Annotated in this window: 16 protein-coding genes and 1 tRNA gene; 6 read left to right on the top strand and 11 right to left on the bottom strand. The window is 63.1% G+C overall.

Annotated elements, in window-relative coordinates:
* Positions 1-6: 6 nt before the first annotated feature.
* Positions 7-95 (bottom strand) — tRNA-Leu (locus NHAM_RS13230).
* Positions 96-316: 221 nt separating this feature from the next.
* Between NHAM_RS13230 and NHAM_RS13240 the strand changes: the two genes are divergently transcribed.
* A complete protein-coding gene (locus NHAM_RS13240) occupies positions 317-709 on the top strand; it encodes a hypothetical protein (protein ID WP_011511036.1) in 393 nt (130 codons plus the stop codon).
* A 63-nt stretch (positions 710-772) separates the two neighbouring features.
* On the opposite strand, the gene NHAM_RS13245 is transcribed toward NHAM_RS13240, so the two are convergent.
* From NHAM_RS13245 to NHAM_RS13265, 5 genes are all read right to left on the bottom strand, one after another.
* Positions 773-1378, bottom strand: a complete 606-nt coding sequence (locus NHAM_RS13245) for a 2-hydroxychromene-2-carboxylate isomerase (RefSeq protein ID WP_011511037.1) — start codon at positions 1376-1378, stop codon at positions 773-775.
* Positions 1379-1621: 243 nt separating this feature from the next.
* Positions 1622-2248, bottom strand: a complete 627-nt coding sequence (locus NHAM_RS13250; RefSeq protein WP_011511038.1) for a hypothetical protein — start codon at positions 2246-2248, stop codon at positions 1622-1624.
* A gap of 107 nt (positions 2249-2355) precedes the next feature.
* Positions 2356-2862, bottom strand: coding sequence for a xanthine phosphoribosyltransferase (gene gpt, locus NHAM_RS13255; RefSeq protein WP_011511039.1), 507 nt, complete (start codon positions 2860-2862; stop codon positions 2356-2358).
* A 126-nt stretch (positions 2863-2988) separates the two neighbouring features.
* Positions 2989-3729 carry a competence/damage-inducible protein A gene (locus tag NHAM_RS13260; RefSeq protein WP_011511040.1) on the bottom strand — a complete coding sequence of 247 codons (741 nt, stop codon included), beginning with the start codon at positions 3727-3729 and terminating at the stop codon, positions 2989-2991.
* Between the two features lie 311 nt (positions 3730-4040).
* Positions 4041-4340, bottom strand: coding sequence for an usg protein (locus tag NHAM_RS13265; RefSeq protein WP_011511041.1), 300 nt, complete (start codon positions 4338-4340; stop codon positions 4041-4043).
* A 421-nt stretch (positions 4341-4761) separates the two neighbouring features.
* On the opposite strand from NHAM_RS13265, the gene NHAM_RS13270 reads away from it, so the two are divergent.
* Entirely contained in the window at positions 4762-5079 is a 318-nt protein-coding gene (locus NHAM_RS13270) for a co-chaperone GroES (protein WP_011511042.1), read from the top strand.
* Between the two features lie 174 nt (positions 5080-5253).
* Positions 5254-6894: a chaperonin GroEL gene (gene groL, locus NHAM_RS13275; RefSeq protein ID WP_011511043.1), complete on the top strand. Its 1641-nt coding sequence runs from the start codon at positions 5254-5256 to the stop codon at positions 6892-6894.
* Positions 6895-7146: 252 nt separating this feature from the next.
* On the opposite strand, the gene NHAM_RS13280 is transcribed toward groL, so the two are convergent.
* Positions 7147-7596, bottom strand: coding sequence for a VOC family protein (locus tag NHAM_RS13280; RefSeq protein WP_011511044.1), 450 nt, complete (start codon positions 7594-7596; stop codon positions 7147-7149).
* A 325-nt stretch (positions 7597-7921) separates the two neighbouring features.
* Between NHAM_RS13280 and NHAM_RS13285 the strand changes: the two genes are divergently transcribed.
* A complete protein-coding gene (locus NHAM_RS13285; protein WP_011509106.1) occupies positions 7922-9031 on the top strand; it encodes an IS5-like element ISNha7 family transposase in 1110 nt (369 codons plus the stop codon).
* 227 nt (positions 9032-9258) lie between these two features.
* Here the strand turns inward: NHAM_RS13285 and NHAM_RS13290 are convergent, their stop codons facing one another.
* Entirely contained in the window at positions 9259-10755 is a 1497-nt protein-coding gene (locus tag NHAM_RS13290) for a glycosyltransferase family 39 protein (RefSeq protein WP_011511045.1), read from the bottom strand.
* A gap of 7 nt (positions 10756-10762) precedes the next feature.
* Positions 10763-11893 carry a glycosyltransferase gene (locus NHAM_RS13295; protein WP_011511046.1) on the bottom strand — a complete coding sequence of 377 codons (1131 nt, stop codon included), beginning with the start codon at positions 11891-11893 and terminating at the stop codon, positions 10763-10765.
* Positions 11894-12154: 261 nt separating this feature from the next.
* On the opposite strand from NHAM_RS13295, the gene NHAM_RS13300 reads away from it, so the two are divergent.
* Both NHAM_RS13300 and bcsS read left to right on the top strand, forming a co-directional pair.
* The gene (locus tag NHAM_RS13300; protein ID WP_011511047.1) at positions 12155-12958 is read left to right on the top strand and encodes a DUF72 domain-containing protein; all 804 of its coding nucleotides are present in this window, start codon (positions 12155-12157) and stop codon (positions 12956-12958) included.
* A 229-nt stretch (positions 12959-13187) separates the two neighbouring features.
* Positions 13188-13889 carry a cellulose biosynthesis protein BcsS gene (gene bcsS / locus NHAM_RS13305; protein WP_245269883.1) on the top strand — a complete coding sequence of 234 codons (702 nt, stop codon included), beginning with the start codon at positions 13188-13190 and terminating at the stop codon, positions 13887-13889.
* A gap of 78 nt (positions 13890-13967) precedes the next feature.
* Here the strand turns inward: bcsS and NHAM_RS13310 are convergent, their stop codons facing one another.
* Positions 13968-15572, bottom strand: a complete 1605-nt coding sequence (locus NHAM_RS13310) for an NTP transferase domain-containing protein (protein ID WP_011511049.1) — start codon at positions 15570-15572, stop codon at positions 13968-13970.
* The gene (locus NHAM_RS13315; protein ID WP_011511050.1) at positions 15569-16261 is read right to left on the bottom strand and encodes an XdhC family protein; all 693 of its coding nucleotides are present in this window, start codon (positions 16259-16261) and stop codon (positions 15569-15571) included. The genes NHAM_RS13310 and NHAM_RS13315 overlap by 4 nt, the downstream gene beginning before the upstream one ends.
* Between the last annotated feature and the right edge of the window lie 6 nt (positions 16262-16267).

Here is a 16267-nt window from a genome sequence, read left to right on the forward strand (position 1 = left end):
AACGTATGGTGCGGGCAGCCGGACTCGAACCGGCACAGCTCTCACGAGCCGAGGGATTTTAAGTCCCTTGCGTCTACCGATTCCGCCATGCCCGCGCGCATTTCTTTTCAAACACCTAGAGGGGAAATGCAATGGCAGGCCCCCTCGCGTTTGGCAAAAACGTTCTTCTCCCGTTCTCCGGAGGAAGCGAGCGCAATGAACCGCCGCGCAAATCCGCGAACGGGTCGATACCGCCTATTGCATTCACCCCTATTGCATTCACCGTTGTCGGCGTATTTTTTCAGGACCTGATCAAGATGATGCAGGAGACGACCCGATGACCCCGAGCGACGACGTGGCCAACCTGGTGGAGCGGTTGCGGCAAGACGCCGAGATGCTTCAGGAGGGCTACCAGCATAACCTCACTGAACTTTGGCACGGTGTCGTTGTAAAGGATGCCGCGAAGGCTTGCGCAGCGGCCGCCGACCTCATCGAATCGCAGGCCGAGGCGCTGAGAAACGCTGCGGCGGAATGGGATGCGCTGGATCAATCCCATCGGTCAATCGGCGAGCAACTCGGCAGGGAAGGCAGGCGTCGTATTGTCGCCGAAACCATGTTGAAGGAAGCCGAAAAGGTAATCGAACTCATCGCGGAGATGCAAAACTCCAACTCCGAGCATGCTGGATTGGTTATGCGCGCCCGCGCCTTTCTCAATCTAAAGAAGACGTAGGAATGTGCTCCTGCGAAATTTCCGCGGCTGACCGAGTTCGCGGCAAACGGCGGCACGCGGTTATCACGCGGCCTTCTTCCGCTGCAGCGCTTCGCGGATCAGCGGCAAGCGGTCGTTGCCGAAATACATATCGGTCTTGTTAAGGAAGATCGTCGGCGACCCGAACACGCCGCGCGCGATCGCCTCGTCGGTATTCGCCTTGAGTTCGTTCTTGACGCCTTCATCGCCGATGCCGGTCAGAAGCTTTTCCGGATCGATCTCGAGCGATTTGCAAATATCGGCCAGCACCGGCTCACGCGAGATGTCCTTGTCATCGCGCCAATAGGCTTCGAACACCGACGTGGCGAACGGAACCATCGCACCGTTGCCAAGCCAGAGACAGCCGCGCATCGCCTTGACGCTGTTCACCGGAAACACCGTCGGTGGCATCTTGATCGCGAGCCCCGCCACTCGCGCCCAGTCCGCGAGATCTTTCTTCATATAGCGGTCTTTCGCCGCCACGGGTTTTTCCCGCGAAGCATAGACGCTCGGGTTGACGGTATTGAATATTCCGCCGACCAGAATCGGCCGCCACGAGATCTGTTCGCCAAATTCTTTCGCCAGCGGCTGGATATTGTGGAAAGCGAGATAGGTCCATGGACTGGAACAATCGAAGAAGAATTCGATCATAGGCCTGCTTCCTTTGTTTTCGTTTGGTCGGCTTGGCCCGGCCATCGGTGTCTTGTCAACCGTCGCTAGAGCTATCCCGGCTTTGATGGAATCAAAGCCGGGCTCCAGCTTTTTGTTTTGACGCGTTTTCTTGACGCGAACCGGTACCCACTTCGCTCGAAAACGCTATAGACAAACGTGGATGACAACAGAGGCTCGGTGTCATGATGTCGATCATAAAGCACTCCACATGCTGCTATCCCGCTACGGTACCGAACTCGTCGCGCTCCCATGCAGCACCGCGCGATAACCGGACCGCAACGCCCGCACAGTGGACGGCGGCGTGATCAACCGCACGTCCACGAGCGGCAGACTCGCTTCACGATAGCCGTCGAAGGTCCACAGCAGTGGCCGACCATCCGCAATTAGAAAACTGTCGCCGCCTGCCTGCACCATCGCGCCATCGGGTAATTCACTGAGCGGCATCGGCAGCGGATGCAGCCGCTTCACGCGGCCGTCCAGCCGTTCCGCATGAAGCACAGCGTCGATCTCCGGCGCGCGCAGACCGCCGGCGCAATTGCCGCGCTCCCACGCGGAACGAAACGCGTTGGCATCCGCGCGACGGCAATGAAAACACGGACGATGCCCTGCCGCGAACGCCGTCGCCTCGTCGAGAAAGAACAGCTCGGTCCAGCTCCGCGTCGCCATCACATCGCGGCGACGGCCGCGGAATTCGCAGATGCAGACGATCCAGGCTTGTGTGGTCCAGCGCCGCTTCAGCAGCGTCCGCGTCGCCGGATCGTGAATGATGCCGCGGTTGCCGGTGAAGGTGCCGCGCTGCGGTACCGCCACGATGTCGCCTGAAGGCGTGACGCGGTTTTGCAGGGGCATGAAAGCACTCTCCCCGTCCCGGACGCGGCGCAACGCAGTTGCGCTGTTCCGCAGAGTCGGGGCCGTTGCAAACGCTGCCGTTGATACGGCCCCGGTTCAGCAACGGATCACGCCGCGCCGTCGCGCAACGGCGGGGCGAAGGCAAGGTCGAGATCCCACGGGAAATAAATCCAGGTGTCCTGCGAGACCTCGGTGATGAACGTATCAACCAGCGGCTTGCCGAGCGGCTTGGCATAGACGGCGGCGAAATGCGCATCCGGAATCATGGCGCGCACCACTCGCGCGGTAGCGCCGGTATCGACAAGATCGTCGACGATCAGAAGACCCTTGCCGGTGCCGCCGCCGAGCTTCGCGGTCGCATCGGAAATGTCCTTCAGCACCTTCAATTCGCTTTTCTGGTTGTGGTCGTAGCTTACGATACAGACGGTATCAATGACGCGGACGCCGAGTTCGCGCGCCACGATCGCCGCAGGCACGAGGCCGCCGCGGGTGATCGCGACCACCGCATGGAACGGCCCGGTCTCGTTCAGCCGCCAGGTCAGCGCCCGGCAATCGCGGTGGAACTGGTCCCAGGACACCGGAAAGGCCTTGCCGGGAGTCGTGTTTGCGGTCACTTGGATTTTTCCTCGTCACGAGCCACGAGCGCTCTCTTGCAGAGTACGCGCCGGCAACCCAGCCTCATCATATCCGCATTCCGGACCGGCGCGCGAGCGACGCCGGCCGGACAAGCGAAGGTCGGTTTACTGCGCCGCCTTGAGCCCCACCAGCATCGCCCTCACCGCGTCCATCGCCGCCGTCAGCTTGGCCTGATCGCGCGAGCGCACCACAAGCCTTGTGTTCGACTTGCCATTCTCGTCAAGAAACGGATGGCTGCCGATGGTGGTGTCCGGATGCGCCTCGGCGATCGCACGCAGCGGCGTGCCGATGTCGCCCTCGCGGCAATCGCCGCGCACCGATTCCGACAGCATCCGCTCGCCCGCTCGCAGCGTCGGCGCGACGATATCCATCATCGCCTGCATGATCGATGGCACTCCAGCCATGACGATGACGTTGCCGATCCTGAAACCCGGCGCCAGAATGGTCGCGCTCTGGATCAGTTCGGCGCCATCGGGGATGCGCGTCATGCGCAACCGCGCCTCGTTCAATTCGCCCGGTTTCTTGTAGCGCTCCTTGAACCGCTCCACCACCTCGGGACGATGATCGATGCCGACGCCAAAGGCTTTTGCGACGCTGTCGGCGGTGATGTCATCATGCGTCGGGCCGATACCGCCGGTGGTGAAGACATAGGTGTACCGGGCGCGAAGCGCGTTCAGCGCCGCGACGATATCGGCTTCATCGTCGGCAACGATGCGAACCTCCTTGAGATCGATTCCGATATTCGTCAGATAGTCGGCGATGAAGCCGATATTCTTGTCCTTGGTCCGCCCGGACAGGATTTCGTCGCCGATCACCAGAACGCCCGCGGTGATGATGTCACCCATAACCTCTCCTTGCCGTCAGCAGGACCGTTGTCCTCGCCCGCGGGACCTGCCGCGTCGTTAACGTGCGCGCACCGAGCAAGAACAGAAATTTTTGGCACGGCCAGGCTGCCGAATTCGGCAGCAACAGTAGCCATTCAGGAATAAGCCAGCTCCTGAGACGGCGGTGAGCATTCGCGATCCTGACATGACGCGCAGCCGCTCCAGCGTCAAGCCAGCGAAGGCGCGCCTCGGCGGCGAAAGCAGGTCGCCATGAGTGACCGGCGCCGCATCTCGTCGCGGTCGTTGGCATCGCCCGGTTACGACGGCAATGCTCAATGCAGCCGGAACACGCCGTCCACCGCACGCAGTTCCGCGGGCTTGATCAATCTCGAATGCGCGACCGTCACCGAGACCAGCGGTCCGTCGAGCCGCTTCTCCCAAAAGGCGAGGAAGTCACACAGCACCGGGAATTTCGGAAACATATCGTAGTTCTGCCAGACGTAGCTTTGCAGCAGCCATTGCCGATCCGGACGGCGATACAGGATTTCCGCCGTCGTCAGGCCGTAGCCCAGCACCTGCTTGCGAAAGTCGCCCGAAACGCCGCCGGACTGCATGTCATGCTTCGAAACCATGTCAAACCTCCTTAAGGGAGGCAGCGCTATCGGCAAAAGGTGGCGACCGATTTTGCGGTAACGCTCCAATCCCTCGATGAACCCGCATTCGGAACCAGCGCCCTGACGGCCACCATCCCACAACGGGTCATGGAGAAAATGTGACGCGCGACGCGCCGATCGCAAGCCTAAAGTTCGACAAAATGTTGATAAATTCAACACTGGCAGCGACTTACCGCGTCTGCTAACACTGTATCGTCAGGCGTTGAGATTGACGATGAGCGTTGATAGTCGCCTTCTTTGAGTTCCTAAAAAATCCGCTTCAGACCCTTGTCCGCCTCTCAGCGGCGGCTTATGTCCTGATCGGTCGCCTTGGCACTCATTGGCCGCGACTGCCAAATTCAGAAATACCCATCGATCTTCAGAAACTTAGGAGGACTGCATGAAATTCCGTCCGCTTCACGACCGCGTCGTGGTCAAGCGCATCGACGCCGAAGAGAAGTCCGCTGGCGGCATCATCATTCCCGACACCGTCAAGGAAAAACCCTCGCAGGGCGAAATCGTCGCCGTCGGCCCCGGCGGCCGTGACGAGGCCGGCAAGCTGATCCCAATCGACGTCAACGTTGGCGACAAGGTGCTGTTCGGCAAGTGGTCGGGCACCGAGGTCAAGATCGACGGCCAGGACCTCCTTATCATGAAGGAGTCCGATATCATGGGTGTTCTCACCGATGCCGCTCCCGCCAAGAAGAAGGCCGCGTAACTCCCCTGCTCCGTCATCCCGAGGAGCCGGCGCAGCCGGCGTCTCGACGGATGAAGCAAAAGCTCCTCCGTCATCCTTCGGGGCTCGCCGCAAAGAGTGGCTCGCTCCTCACAGCCGAACCAAGTCGTTCGGCGGGGATGACGGGCTCCGAAACATCCAAAGGAACAACCCAACATGTCAGCCAAAGATGTCAAATTCGGCGTCGACGCCCGCGACAAGATGCTGCGCGGCGTGGACATCCTCGCCAACGCGGTGAAGGTCACGCTCGGTCCGAAGGGCCGCAACGTCGTGCTTGAAAAGTCGTTCGGCGCGCCCCGCATCACCAAGGACGGCGTCACCGTCGCCAAGGAAATCGAACTCGAGGACAAGTTCGAGAACATGGGCGCACAGATGGTGCGCGAAGTCGCCTCCAAGTCCGCGGATGCGGCCGGCGACGGCACCACCACCGCGACGGTTCTGGCCCAGGCCATCGTCCGCGAGGGCGCCAAGTCGGTCGCCGCCGGCATGAACCCAATGGACTTGAAGCGCGGCATCGACCTGGCTGTGGAAGCCGTGGTCGCCGACCTCGTCCGGAACTCCAAGAAGGTGACCTCGAACGACGAAATCGCCCAGGTCGGCACCATCTCGGCCAACGGAGATTCCGAAATCGGCAAGTTCCTCGCCAACGCCATGAAGAGGGTCGGCAACGAGGGCGTCATCACGGTTGAAGAAGCCAAGTCGCTCGAAACCGAACTCGACGTCGTCGAGGGCATGCAGTTCGACCGCGGCTATATCTCGCCCTACTTCGTCACCAACGCCGACAAGATGCGTGTCGAGATGGACGACGCCTACATCCTGATCAACGAGAAGAAGCTCTCCTCGCTGAACGAGTTGCTGCCGCTGCTCGAGGCCGTGGTGCAGACCGGCAAGCCGCTGGTGATCGTCGCGGAAGACGTCGAAGGCGAAGCGCTCGCTACCCTCGTCGTCAACCGGCTTCGTGGCGGCCTGAAAGTGGCCGCGGTGAAGGCGCCGGGCTTCGGCGATCGCCGCAAGGCCATGCTGCAGGACATCGCCATCCTGACCGGCGGTCAAGCGATCAGCGAAGACCTCGGCATCAAGCTTGAAAACGTCACGCTCGCCATGCTCGGCAAGGCCAAGAAGGTGATGATCGACAAGGAGAACACCACCATCGTCAACGGCGCCGGCAAGAAGGCCGACATCGAGGCGCGCGTGGCCCAGATCAAGGCGCAGATCGAGGAAACAACCTCGGACTACGACCGCGAGAAGCTGCAGGAGCGTCTGGCCAAGCTCGCCGGCGGCGTCGCGGTGATCCGCGTCGGCGGCGCGACGGAAGTCGAAGTCAAGGAGCGCAAGGATCGCGTCGATGACGCGATGCATGCGACCCGCGCCGCGGTCGAGGAAGGCATCGTGCCGGGCGGCGGCGTCGCCCTGCTCCGCGCTTCCGAGCAGCTCAAGCGCATCAAGACCGCAAACGACGACCAGAAGACCGGCGTCGAGATCGTGCGCAAGGCGCTGTCGGCGCCGGCCCGCCAGATCGCGATCAACGCAGGCGAAGACGGCAGCGTCATCGTCGGCAAGATCCTCGAGAAGGAGCAGTATTCGTACGGCTTCGACTCGCAGAGCGGCGAATATGGCAACCTCATCTCGAAGGGCATCATCGACCCGACCAAGGTCGTGCGTGCCGCGATCCAGAACGCGGCCTCGGTCGCGGCGCTGCTGATCACCACCGAGGCGATGGTCGCCGAGCTGCCGAAGAAGAACGCCGGCGGCCCCGCGATGCCTGCGGGCGGCGGCATGGGCGGCATGGATTTCTAAGAAGCCCTACACGCCAATCAGAATACAAAGGGCGCGGTGCGAACCGCGCCCTTTTGTTTTGTGTATCGGCGCGATGTGGATCCTTCGACCGACCGACGCAAGAACTTCAGCCCATACGCCCTGTGCCCGCGCTCAGCCGTCACCGGCAAGACCGGGGCTATGGATTCCGGGTTCGCTCGCAAGATGCTCGCGCCCCGGAATGACGAACGATAGTTTGGCAATGCTGCCAGGATAACCGGCGGCGGCGCACTCCTACCCCTTCGCGAACATCTCATTCGCACGCTTCTGCAACTCCGCGTCGCTCACGTCCTCAATGTGCGTGCCGATGTACCATTGATTGCCGCCGGGATCCGTGACGCCGCCGGAGCGGTCGCCGTAGAACATGTCGCTCGGCGCCATGATCTCCGTGCCGCCGGCCTTAATCGCGGCGGCGTAGACCTCGTCCACGTTCGGCACATAGACATAAAGCATCGCGGGCATCGCCTTGGCGCGCTCGGACGCGTTGCCGATCATCACCCGCGCGTCGCCGATACGTAGCGTCGCGTGCATCAGCTTGCCGTCCGGCCGCCGCGTCGGCCGATGGACGAACTCCGCCTGGAACGCCTGCTGCATGAAGGTGATCACGGCCTTGGCATCGTCGACGACAAGATACGGCGTCACGGTGTGAAATCCATCCGGAACGGGCTTGGCTTTTTCAGGCATGATGTTTCCTCCTGCTTGCGGACTGCTGGGAGTCATGACGGAGTGACGCCCGCCCGCCTATCTCAACGCACTGCCAGTGAAGGCGTTTCACAACGGACCGAGCCGACAGGATCGGCGGAACTCCAGCTTTGACAAATTCCGAGAACTGGAGCGTTTTCGAGTGAAGTGGACACCGGTTCGCGTGAAGAAAACGCGTCAAATCAAACATAGAGCCCGCTTCTGATTCCATCAGAAGCGAAAAGGCTCTAGCAGGCTGTTGAAGAAGTCTCTGGCGCAGCGGTTCTGGGCATGATTCTCTTGATGCGGATGCGTCGAGGGGGGAGCGATGCGGGGAAGCGACGAACGGTCAGGCTCGCTGTTCAGCTATGTGGACTTGGAGGCTCGGATTCGCTCCGACCATCCGCTGCGAACGATCCGACAGATCGCGAACGCGGCGTTGAATGATCTGTCGAGGGACTTTGACAAGCTCTACACGGCGTTCGGCCGTCCCTCGATCGCACCGGAGAAGCTGCTTCGGGCAATGCTGCTGCAGGCATTCTACGGGATCCGCTCGGAACGGCAGTTGATGGAGCGGCTGGAGTTCGACCTGCTGTTGCGCTGGTTCGTGGGCTTGGGCGTGGACGACCCGGTGTGGGACCACTCGACCTTCTCGAAGAACCGCGACCGATTGCTTGAAGGTGAGATCGCCGCGAAGTTCTTGAACGCGCTGATGGGGCAGCACCAGGTCAAGCGGCTGTTATCAAGCGAGCATTTTTCGGTCGACGGCACGCTGATCGAGGCGTGGGCATCGATCAAGAGCTTCCGGCGCAAGGACGGCGGTGACCAGGACAGTGATGGACCGGGACGCAACGCCGAGCGCAGTTTCCACAACGAGAAGCGCTGCAACGAGACGCATCAGAGCACGACCGATCCCGAGGCACGGCTCTATAAGAAGGGCGGCGGCCAGCCGGCGAAGCTTTGCTACATCGGCCATGCCCTGATGGAGAACCGCAACGGACTGGCGGTGCTGGGTGGCGTGAGCCGGGCGACCGGAACGGCGGAGCGGGATCAGGCGTTGGCGCTGATCGACTGCCACCGCGGCCAAAGCGAGCGGCGGATCACGCTGGGCGCCGACAAGGCCTATGACGTCACCGCATTCGTCGAGGACTTAAGACGGCGTTCGGTCACGCCGCACATCGCCATCGACGGGCATTTGAGCAAGACCGGAAAGCCGCGCAAGACCGCGATCGACCAGAGGACTCTCCGTCATGCCGGATATGCCGTCAGCCAACGCTGTCGCAAGCGCATCGAGGAGGTGTTCGGCTGGATCAAGGCCTCCGCCGGACTTGCCAAGATCAAGCTGCGAGGCCGCGACCGCGTCAACGCCACCTTCACCCTGGCGCTGGCGGCCTACAACCTGATCCGCTTGCCCAAACTCCTGGCAGCCGCCGCGTGAAACACAAGTCGTGCACCGTCAAGATGCTCGATCAGGACCCTGATGGTGGCGCCGCCCGCAGATCACGCTGACTCCATTCCATATCCGTCTCCGTGGGAAACTTCTTCAACAGCCTGCTAGGCCCTTTTTTTTGACGAGGGGGCGGTGAACGAAAGTGCGCGTGGGCTGCTGCCCGTTCATGGGGTGATGTCGGATGTCCGGACGAACCGGGTCAGAGGTGAACCGGGCTACTTCAGCCCCGCCGGTAGCGGCTCGAGCACGTCGCCCTTGGGGTCCGCCACCACATCGATCTCGAAGGTCTCGACCGTCAGGGGCCCGCGCTTGCGTTCCAGGGTTGCAACCTTCTCGACGTGATTGAAATACCGCGCGGGGCGCCCCCACCCTTCCAATCCGTCATCGACATAGAGCAGTTTGCCCGTGAGCTGGTCGGCTGCCGGCTGCGGACCGTTGATCCAGCGGATGCGCTCGAAACGCTGCACCACGCAAGTATCCTTCGGCAGGTAAAACCGAAGCCAGCTCGCGACGCCATAGCTTTGAGCCAGTACGCAGCGCGCGCCGGTTTTCGCGCGCACCGCCTCGATCTCAGTGGCAAGCCCGCGCCAGCCGACACCGACGCTGCGCACCGAGGCATCGCGCCGATATCCTGAGAGAAGGCCGGTGTTCACCTGCACCACCAGCGCCACCAACATCGCAACGCCCACCGGCACCGCCCAGCGGCGGCAGACATCGGCGATATGCCGGCCGCGCGGCTTCCAGCGCGTGACGTCGGCGGCCACCGCGGCTGCGACCGCCAGTGCCGGATAGATCGGCCCGAACCAGTTGGCCTCGACGCGAGCGTGCAGCGAATGCCAGACGAAATAGATCGTCAGCGTCCAGACCGTCGCGCTGATCAGCGCCCGCGCGGCCCGCGTGCCCTCGTCGCGCTTCGACAATGCAAATAGCCCCATCGCGGCGAGAACGAACACCGGCGGGGTCGCGAAGGCGATTTGCGTCGGGATCAACTCGATAATGTAGCGAAGGGTGAACTGGTCCACGCGCGCGCGGCCGAACTGCTTGGCGAACGACACCCAATGGTGGTCGGCGTTCCAGATCACGACCGGCGAGAATATCGCCAGCGCGACCAGCCCGCCGAGATAGGGCCACGGCGACCTCAGCCAGCGGCGCAATTCCGGCACGGCCAACAGCCAGATAAGGATCACCGGACCGAAGAACAGCGCGGTATATTTCGACACCAGCGCTGCGCCCACAGCCGCGCCCACCGCGAGCCACCAGGCCCTGCGTCCGGTCGCGAGCAATTCGGCGAGACACAGCAGCACGAAACTCGATGCCGCCATCAGCGGCGCGTCCGGCGTCACGATCACGGTGCCGGCCGCCACCATCAGCATGACGTTGAGAAGAACGGTTGCCGTCGCCGCCGCACGCGCGCTGTCGAACAGCAGCACTGTGGCGCGATAGACCGCAAAGCTCATCGGCAGCGCCAGCAGGATCGAGACCAGCCGGACGCCGAATTCGGTATCGCCGGCGATCATGGTGCCGAGGCGGATCACGATCGCCACCAGCGGCGGATGATCGTAATAGCCGCCGGCCAGATGCTTCGACCAGGTCCAGTAATAGGCCTCGTCGAACGTCAGCGGCGTCAGCGCCGCGCAGACTAGCCGCAGCGCCACCAGCGCGAGGACCGTGAGAACAACGGCGCGGGCGGACCGCGTCCCGGTCAGACCCATCGCCGTGCTATCGCCTGCGCCAAACGAACAGGCTGGACACCGCGTAGTTCCAGACCACGCCCATCAGCGCGCCGGCGGCGCCTGCCAGCCACCAGATCGGCTCCTGATTGTAGACCGAGAACGCGACGCCGACATTGGCGAGCAGACCGACGCTGCACACCAAGTAGAAAACAAGGAGGCCGCGCAGGATCCCGATCCCTTTCAGGCGCTGGTCGCGATAGGTCAGGAAGTTGTTGAGCAGGAAATTGCTGGTCATCGCCAGGACCGCGCCAAAAGCCTGCGAGTGCGGAAACGGCCATCGCAGCGCATCAAGCGCGACAAACAGACCGGCGAAATGGACGACGACGCCGACCGACCCGACCAGCGCGAACAGCAGGAATCGTAGCGAGACCGCATCACGCGTCAGCTTCGCCAGCACCAGGCCGAGGAAGTCCAGCGCGACCATCGAATCCAGCTTGCTCTCGCCGTGCAGCCGCGAGCCGAACGTGAAGGGAATTTCCGTGACGCGCAACGCGCCGCGCGCGGTTGCGATCACGTCGAGCAGGATCTTGAAGCCCTGGATCGAAAGCTCGGGCGCGAGCTGTTCGAAGCGGTCGCGGCGGATCATGAAAAAGCCGCTCATGGGGTCGGCGATCTCGATGTGCAGCAGCCGCTTCGCGACCGAGGTTGCCAGCATGCTGAAGCCCGCGCGCTGCTTGTCGAAGCTGTCGGCGCTGCCGCCTTCGATGTAACGGCTGCCGACCACGAGGTCGGCGGCGTCGCTTTCCAGAAGCGCGAGCATCTTCGGCAACCGGGTTTCATCGTGCTGAAGGTCGGCATCCATCACCGCGGTGCACGGCGCGCTCGATGCCAAAATGCCCTCGATGCACGCGCCCGATAGGCCGCGCCGTCCGATCCGCCTGATGCAGCGAACGCGCGGATCGATCGCGGCCAGCTTCCGCACCACGTCGAAGGTCCCGTCGGGGGAGTTGTCGTCGACATAGATGGCTTCCCACGCGATTCCCGTCAGCGCGGCCGACAACTTCCGGTACAGCGCAACCACGTTGTCGCGCTCGTTGAAAGTCGGCACGACGACGGAAAGCTGGCGCGGCATTCCGGTTGATGGATCGACCGGCGCCGGTCTTATGGCTTCATTCATGGCGCCAGCATATATCCGTGGCGGTCGCCGATGCCAAGGCAACCGGCCTCAAGACGGCGAATCCGGCGCGGGAGCCGGAAATTTTCCACAAGCCAAAAATGGATGGAAATAAGGCAAAAGCCAACGACCACGCATAACATGGCGCGCGTACATCCGGCGAAGCCAGGTTATCCCGTGGTCGTCCCGGCGATGGAGCGGGCTTCAACATCGCCGTTGCCAATGAGATGGGTACGGCCGGAATATCCGCAAGAGGCAGGTCACATGGCAGGCAAGGCAGGCAAGATCTACATCGGCGTCGGCGGCTGGACCTTCGCGCCGTGGCGCGGCGTTTTCTACCCCGACAAGCTGACACAGGCGAAGGAACTGGCATACGCCGCCTCGAAACTCACCTCGATCGAGATCAACGGCACCTATTACGGATCGCAGAAGCCGGAAAGCTTCCGCAAATGGGCGCGCGAGGTGCCAGACGGCTTTGTATTCTCGCTGAAAGGGCCGCGCTTCGCCACCAATCGCCGGGTGCTGGCCGAGGCCCGCGATTCGGTGAAGCGCTTCTATGATTCCGGTGTGCTGGAACTGGGCGACCGTCTCGGCCCGGTGCTGTGGCAGTTCGCACCGACCAAGACATTCGACGAAATCGACTTCGGCAAGTTCCTGGAACTCTTGCCGCGCAAACTGGAGGGGCACCCGCTGCGGCATGTGGTCGAAGTCCGCCACGACAGCTTCCGCACACCCGCCTTCATCGCACTGTTGCGGCAGTTCGAAGTACCCGTGGTGTTTGCCGAGCACGGCAAGTATCCGGCGATCGCCGACATCGCCGCGGATTTCGTCTATGCGCGTCTGCAGAAGGGCAACGACGAGGTCGAGACCTGCTACCCTCCGAAGCAGCTCGATGCCTGGGCGAAGCGATTTCAGTCCTGGGCCGAAGGCGGCGAACCGGACGACCTGCCGCGCGTCGACACGGCCAAGCCGAAGACAACACCGCGCGACGTGTTCGCCTACGTGATCCACGAGGGCAAGGTGCGCGCGCCCGCGGGCGCGATGGAACTGATCGCGCGGGTGAAGTGACGGAAGGATCGGTATGGCATCGACAAGGTTACGAGCAGACCCCAGCCCGGGCCTGTAAGAACGACGCCGGCCCCAAGGTCTCTGGGGAAGTTCTCCCATTGTTCCCTTACGCCCTCGCGACCGCCTGTTATCAGTAGTTGTACGTATATAACGGTTGGCTTGTGGGGGGCTCCGTGCGTTGGGGGTATCGCGTGCAACGTGTTTGGCAGCCTTGCTGACGTGCGCGACCATGGGTCAGCCGTTGGCCCAGCCTGCGGCCGCCGGTCCGCCGCTGGCCGACTATCTCAGCGGCGGCTCCAAACCCGAACGATTCCTGTTTTTCAGCGGCGTCGATCTCTGGCGCAACGGACAGGCCGGCTACGACGGGATGCTGCTGGCGCCGCAGGGCGACCTGAATAAGGACGGCCTCCTCATCCGCCTGTTCATGTCCGGCGATTTCGAGCGCTACGACACGCCGACGCAGCGCTTCACCACCAACATCTTCCGCGCTTCGGTCCTGCCAGGCTGGCGCGTCAAGCGCGGCAATGTCGAGATCAAGGTCTTCGCCGGACCGGCCGTCGAAAGTCATGCGTTGAAACCCGATATTTCGACCGACAAGCTGCGCGGCAGCCATTTCGGCGCCCGGGTCGCGACCGAGTTATGGTGGGAGCCTATGTCCGCGATGATGGTGGCGGCCGCCGCCTCGGCCACGACGATCGGATCGGGATACAGCGCCCGCGCGGCGGCTGGCTGGCGCCTCCTCGATCGGTTCTGGATCGGGCCTGAAGTCTCCGCATCCGCCGACGAGTACAGCACCCAGTACCGGATCGGCGCGCACTTCACCGGCTTCAAGACCGGGCCGCTGGAATGGTCGGTTGGCGCCGGCTTCGTTGAGGACAGTTTCGACCGCAGCGGCATCTATGGGCGGGTCGGCATTCTGATCCGACAGTGACGGCTCAAGGAGTCCCGAGATCGAGCCGGCCTGTTGCAGCGCTTTTGGACAGCATCCTTACGCAACGGGACGCCGCGATCAGCCGCGTTGAACCTCCGCCAGTGCCTGAGGCGTATCGATATCGAGGAACGCGCCGTGACCGTCAACCGCGACTTCCGCCACAGCTTCACCATGGCGCGCGAACAGATGGCGCGCACCGGCATCGCCCTCGAGCGACATCAGCTCGCCGAAAAATCGCCGCGACCATAACACCGGATTGCCGCGACTGCCGTCGCTGACGGGGACCGCGATCAGCATGCCCTGATCCGGGGCAAAGGCCGCGATCAACCGATCGACAAGGTGCGCATCGATAAGCGGCATGTCACCGAGGCAAACCAAGGCGCCGCCAGCCTCTTTCGGAACCGCCGCGATGCCGGTCTTGACCGAGCCGGCGAGGCCAGCGCCAAAGTCCGGATTGTACACAAAGGTAACGTTCAACCCCCGCAGCGCGCGCTCGACCTCCGCGGCCTGATGACCGGTGACGACGGTAACGCTCGATGCTTTTGATGCCAGCACCTGCTCGGCCACGATGCGGACCAGCGGCTTGCCGCGCAGTTCCGCCAAAAGCTTGTTGGAGCCGCCCATGCGGGTCGAACGCCCGGCGGCGAGGATCACCGCCGCAATATTGCAGTTGTTGTCGGTCACAGGCGAAATACGCGGTTGCGGCCGCGTCACGATTTCCATCAGCAGACCGCCGACTCCCATGCCGGTAAGGTCGCGTCGCGCGACCTTCAATCCGGCGAGCAGACGCATCAGCACCCAATCGAACCCGTTTTCAACGGGAGACCGTGCGCAACCCGGCGCGCCCAGCACCGGCACGCCGCGCGCTTTTCCGATCAGAAGCAGGTTACCCGGATCGACCGGCATGCCGAAGTGCTCGACAACGCCGCCGGCGCCGGTGAGAGCCGCGGGAATGACATCGCGGCGGTCGGCAATCGCGGAGGCACCGAACACAATGACGAGTTCAGCGCCGAGATCGAGCATTTCCTTGATCGCCGCCGTCAGCACGGCTTCGTCATGCGGCACGCGACGCTCGGCGATGATCGTCGCGCCCGCGGGCGCGAGACGATCGGCGGTCACGCGCAAGGTCTTGTCGATCACCTTTGGCGCGAGGCCAGGGAGCACGGTCGAAACGATGCCGACACGCTTGATGCGGTACGGCGCAACCCGCAACACATCGCGGCGCGCCGCCGCAACCGCCGCATCGCGCAGCTTCGCCTCGACGCCGAACGGAATCAGCTTGACGGTGGCGACCATCTCGCCCTGAACCACCGGTTTGTAGGCCGGGAGCGTCGCAAACGTGATGGCTTCGTCGACATTGTTGATACGGCTGACCGCTGTGCGATCGATCACCAGCACGCCGGCCCGCGCCGCGAACAGGTTGGCCCGGCCGGTGAACGCCCGCTCCACCGTGACGCCATCGCCGGCGACAGCTTTCGCGACATCCGCCGCCGCCACGTCCTCGGACACATCGCCGTCCTCGAGGCGGACGACGACGACCTCCTTCACGCCCGCTCTGATCAGCGCCTCGACCTCCACAGGCCCGATGGTGGTGCCCTTCTTGAGCACAAACGCACCCTGCCGCAGCGTATGAACGGTGACGCCGCCGATCGCGTCGTCCGGGGTAGCGGAGCCAAATTTCATGCCGCGCTCGCTTTCGGCAGCCGTAGCTGCGCCGTGATTTCCGCCATGATGGCCACGGCGATCTCGGAGGGTGAAATGGCGCCGATCTCCAGCCCGATCGGCGCATGGATGCGTGCGATGCCGGCCTCGGAAACGCCTTGTGCTTTGAGCCGGCCGGCGCGCGCGGCGTGGGTCTTCCGCGAGCCCAGTGCTCCGATGTAGAAGCAATCGCGCTCAACCGCGTGCAGCAGCGCCGGATCGTCGATTTTGGGATCGTGAGTCACGGCGACGAAGGCGGTATAGTGATCGATGTTGAGCGGCGGCAGCGCGACGTCGGGCCACTCGGCGATCAGCGGTACGTCCGGAAACCGTTCCGGACTCGCAAACGCCGTGCGCGGATCGACCACGGTGACATCATAGCCGAGCGAACGCGCCAGCGGCGCCAGCGCCTGACTGATGTGAACCGCACCGACGATCACAAGCTTCGCTGTCGGCGCGTAGACGTTCAGGAACAGCTCCCGACCGTCGATCTCAACCGTCCCGCTCCTGCCCATGCGCAGATGCCTGTCCAACTCCGTATGCAAAGGATCGCCGGCGAGGTCGGCAGCCTTCACGACGCGCTGTTCGCCATTACCGATATCGGTAACCACGATCACCGGCCGCCGCGCGGCTCGCTCCCTATTGATCTCTGCAAGCGTGGCAGTTTTCATTTCGCG

Source organism: Nitrobacter hamburgensis X14 (assembly GCF_000013885.1).
In the GTDB taxonomy this organism is placed as follows: domain Bacteria; phylum Pseudomonadota; class Alphaproteobacteria; order Rhizobiales; family Xanthobacteraceae; genus Nitrobacter; species Nitrobacter hamburgensis.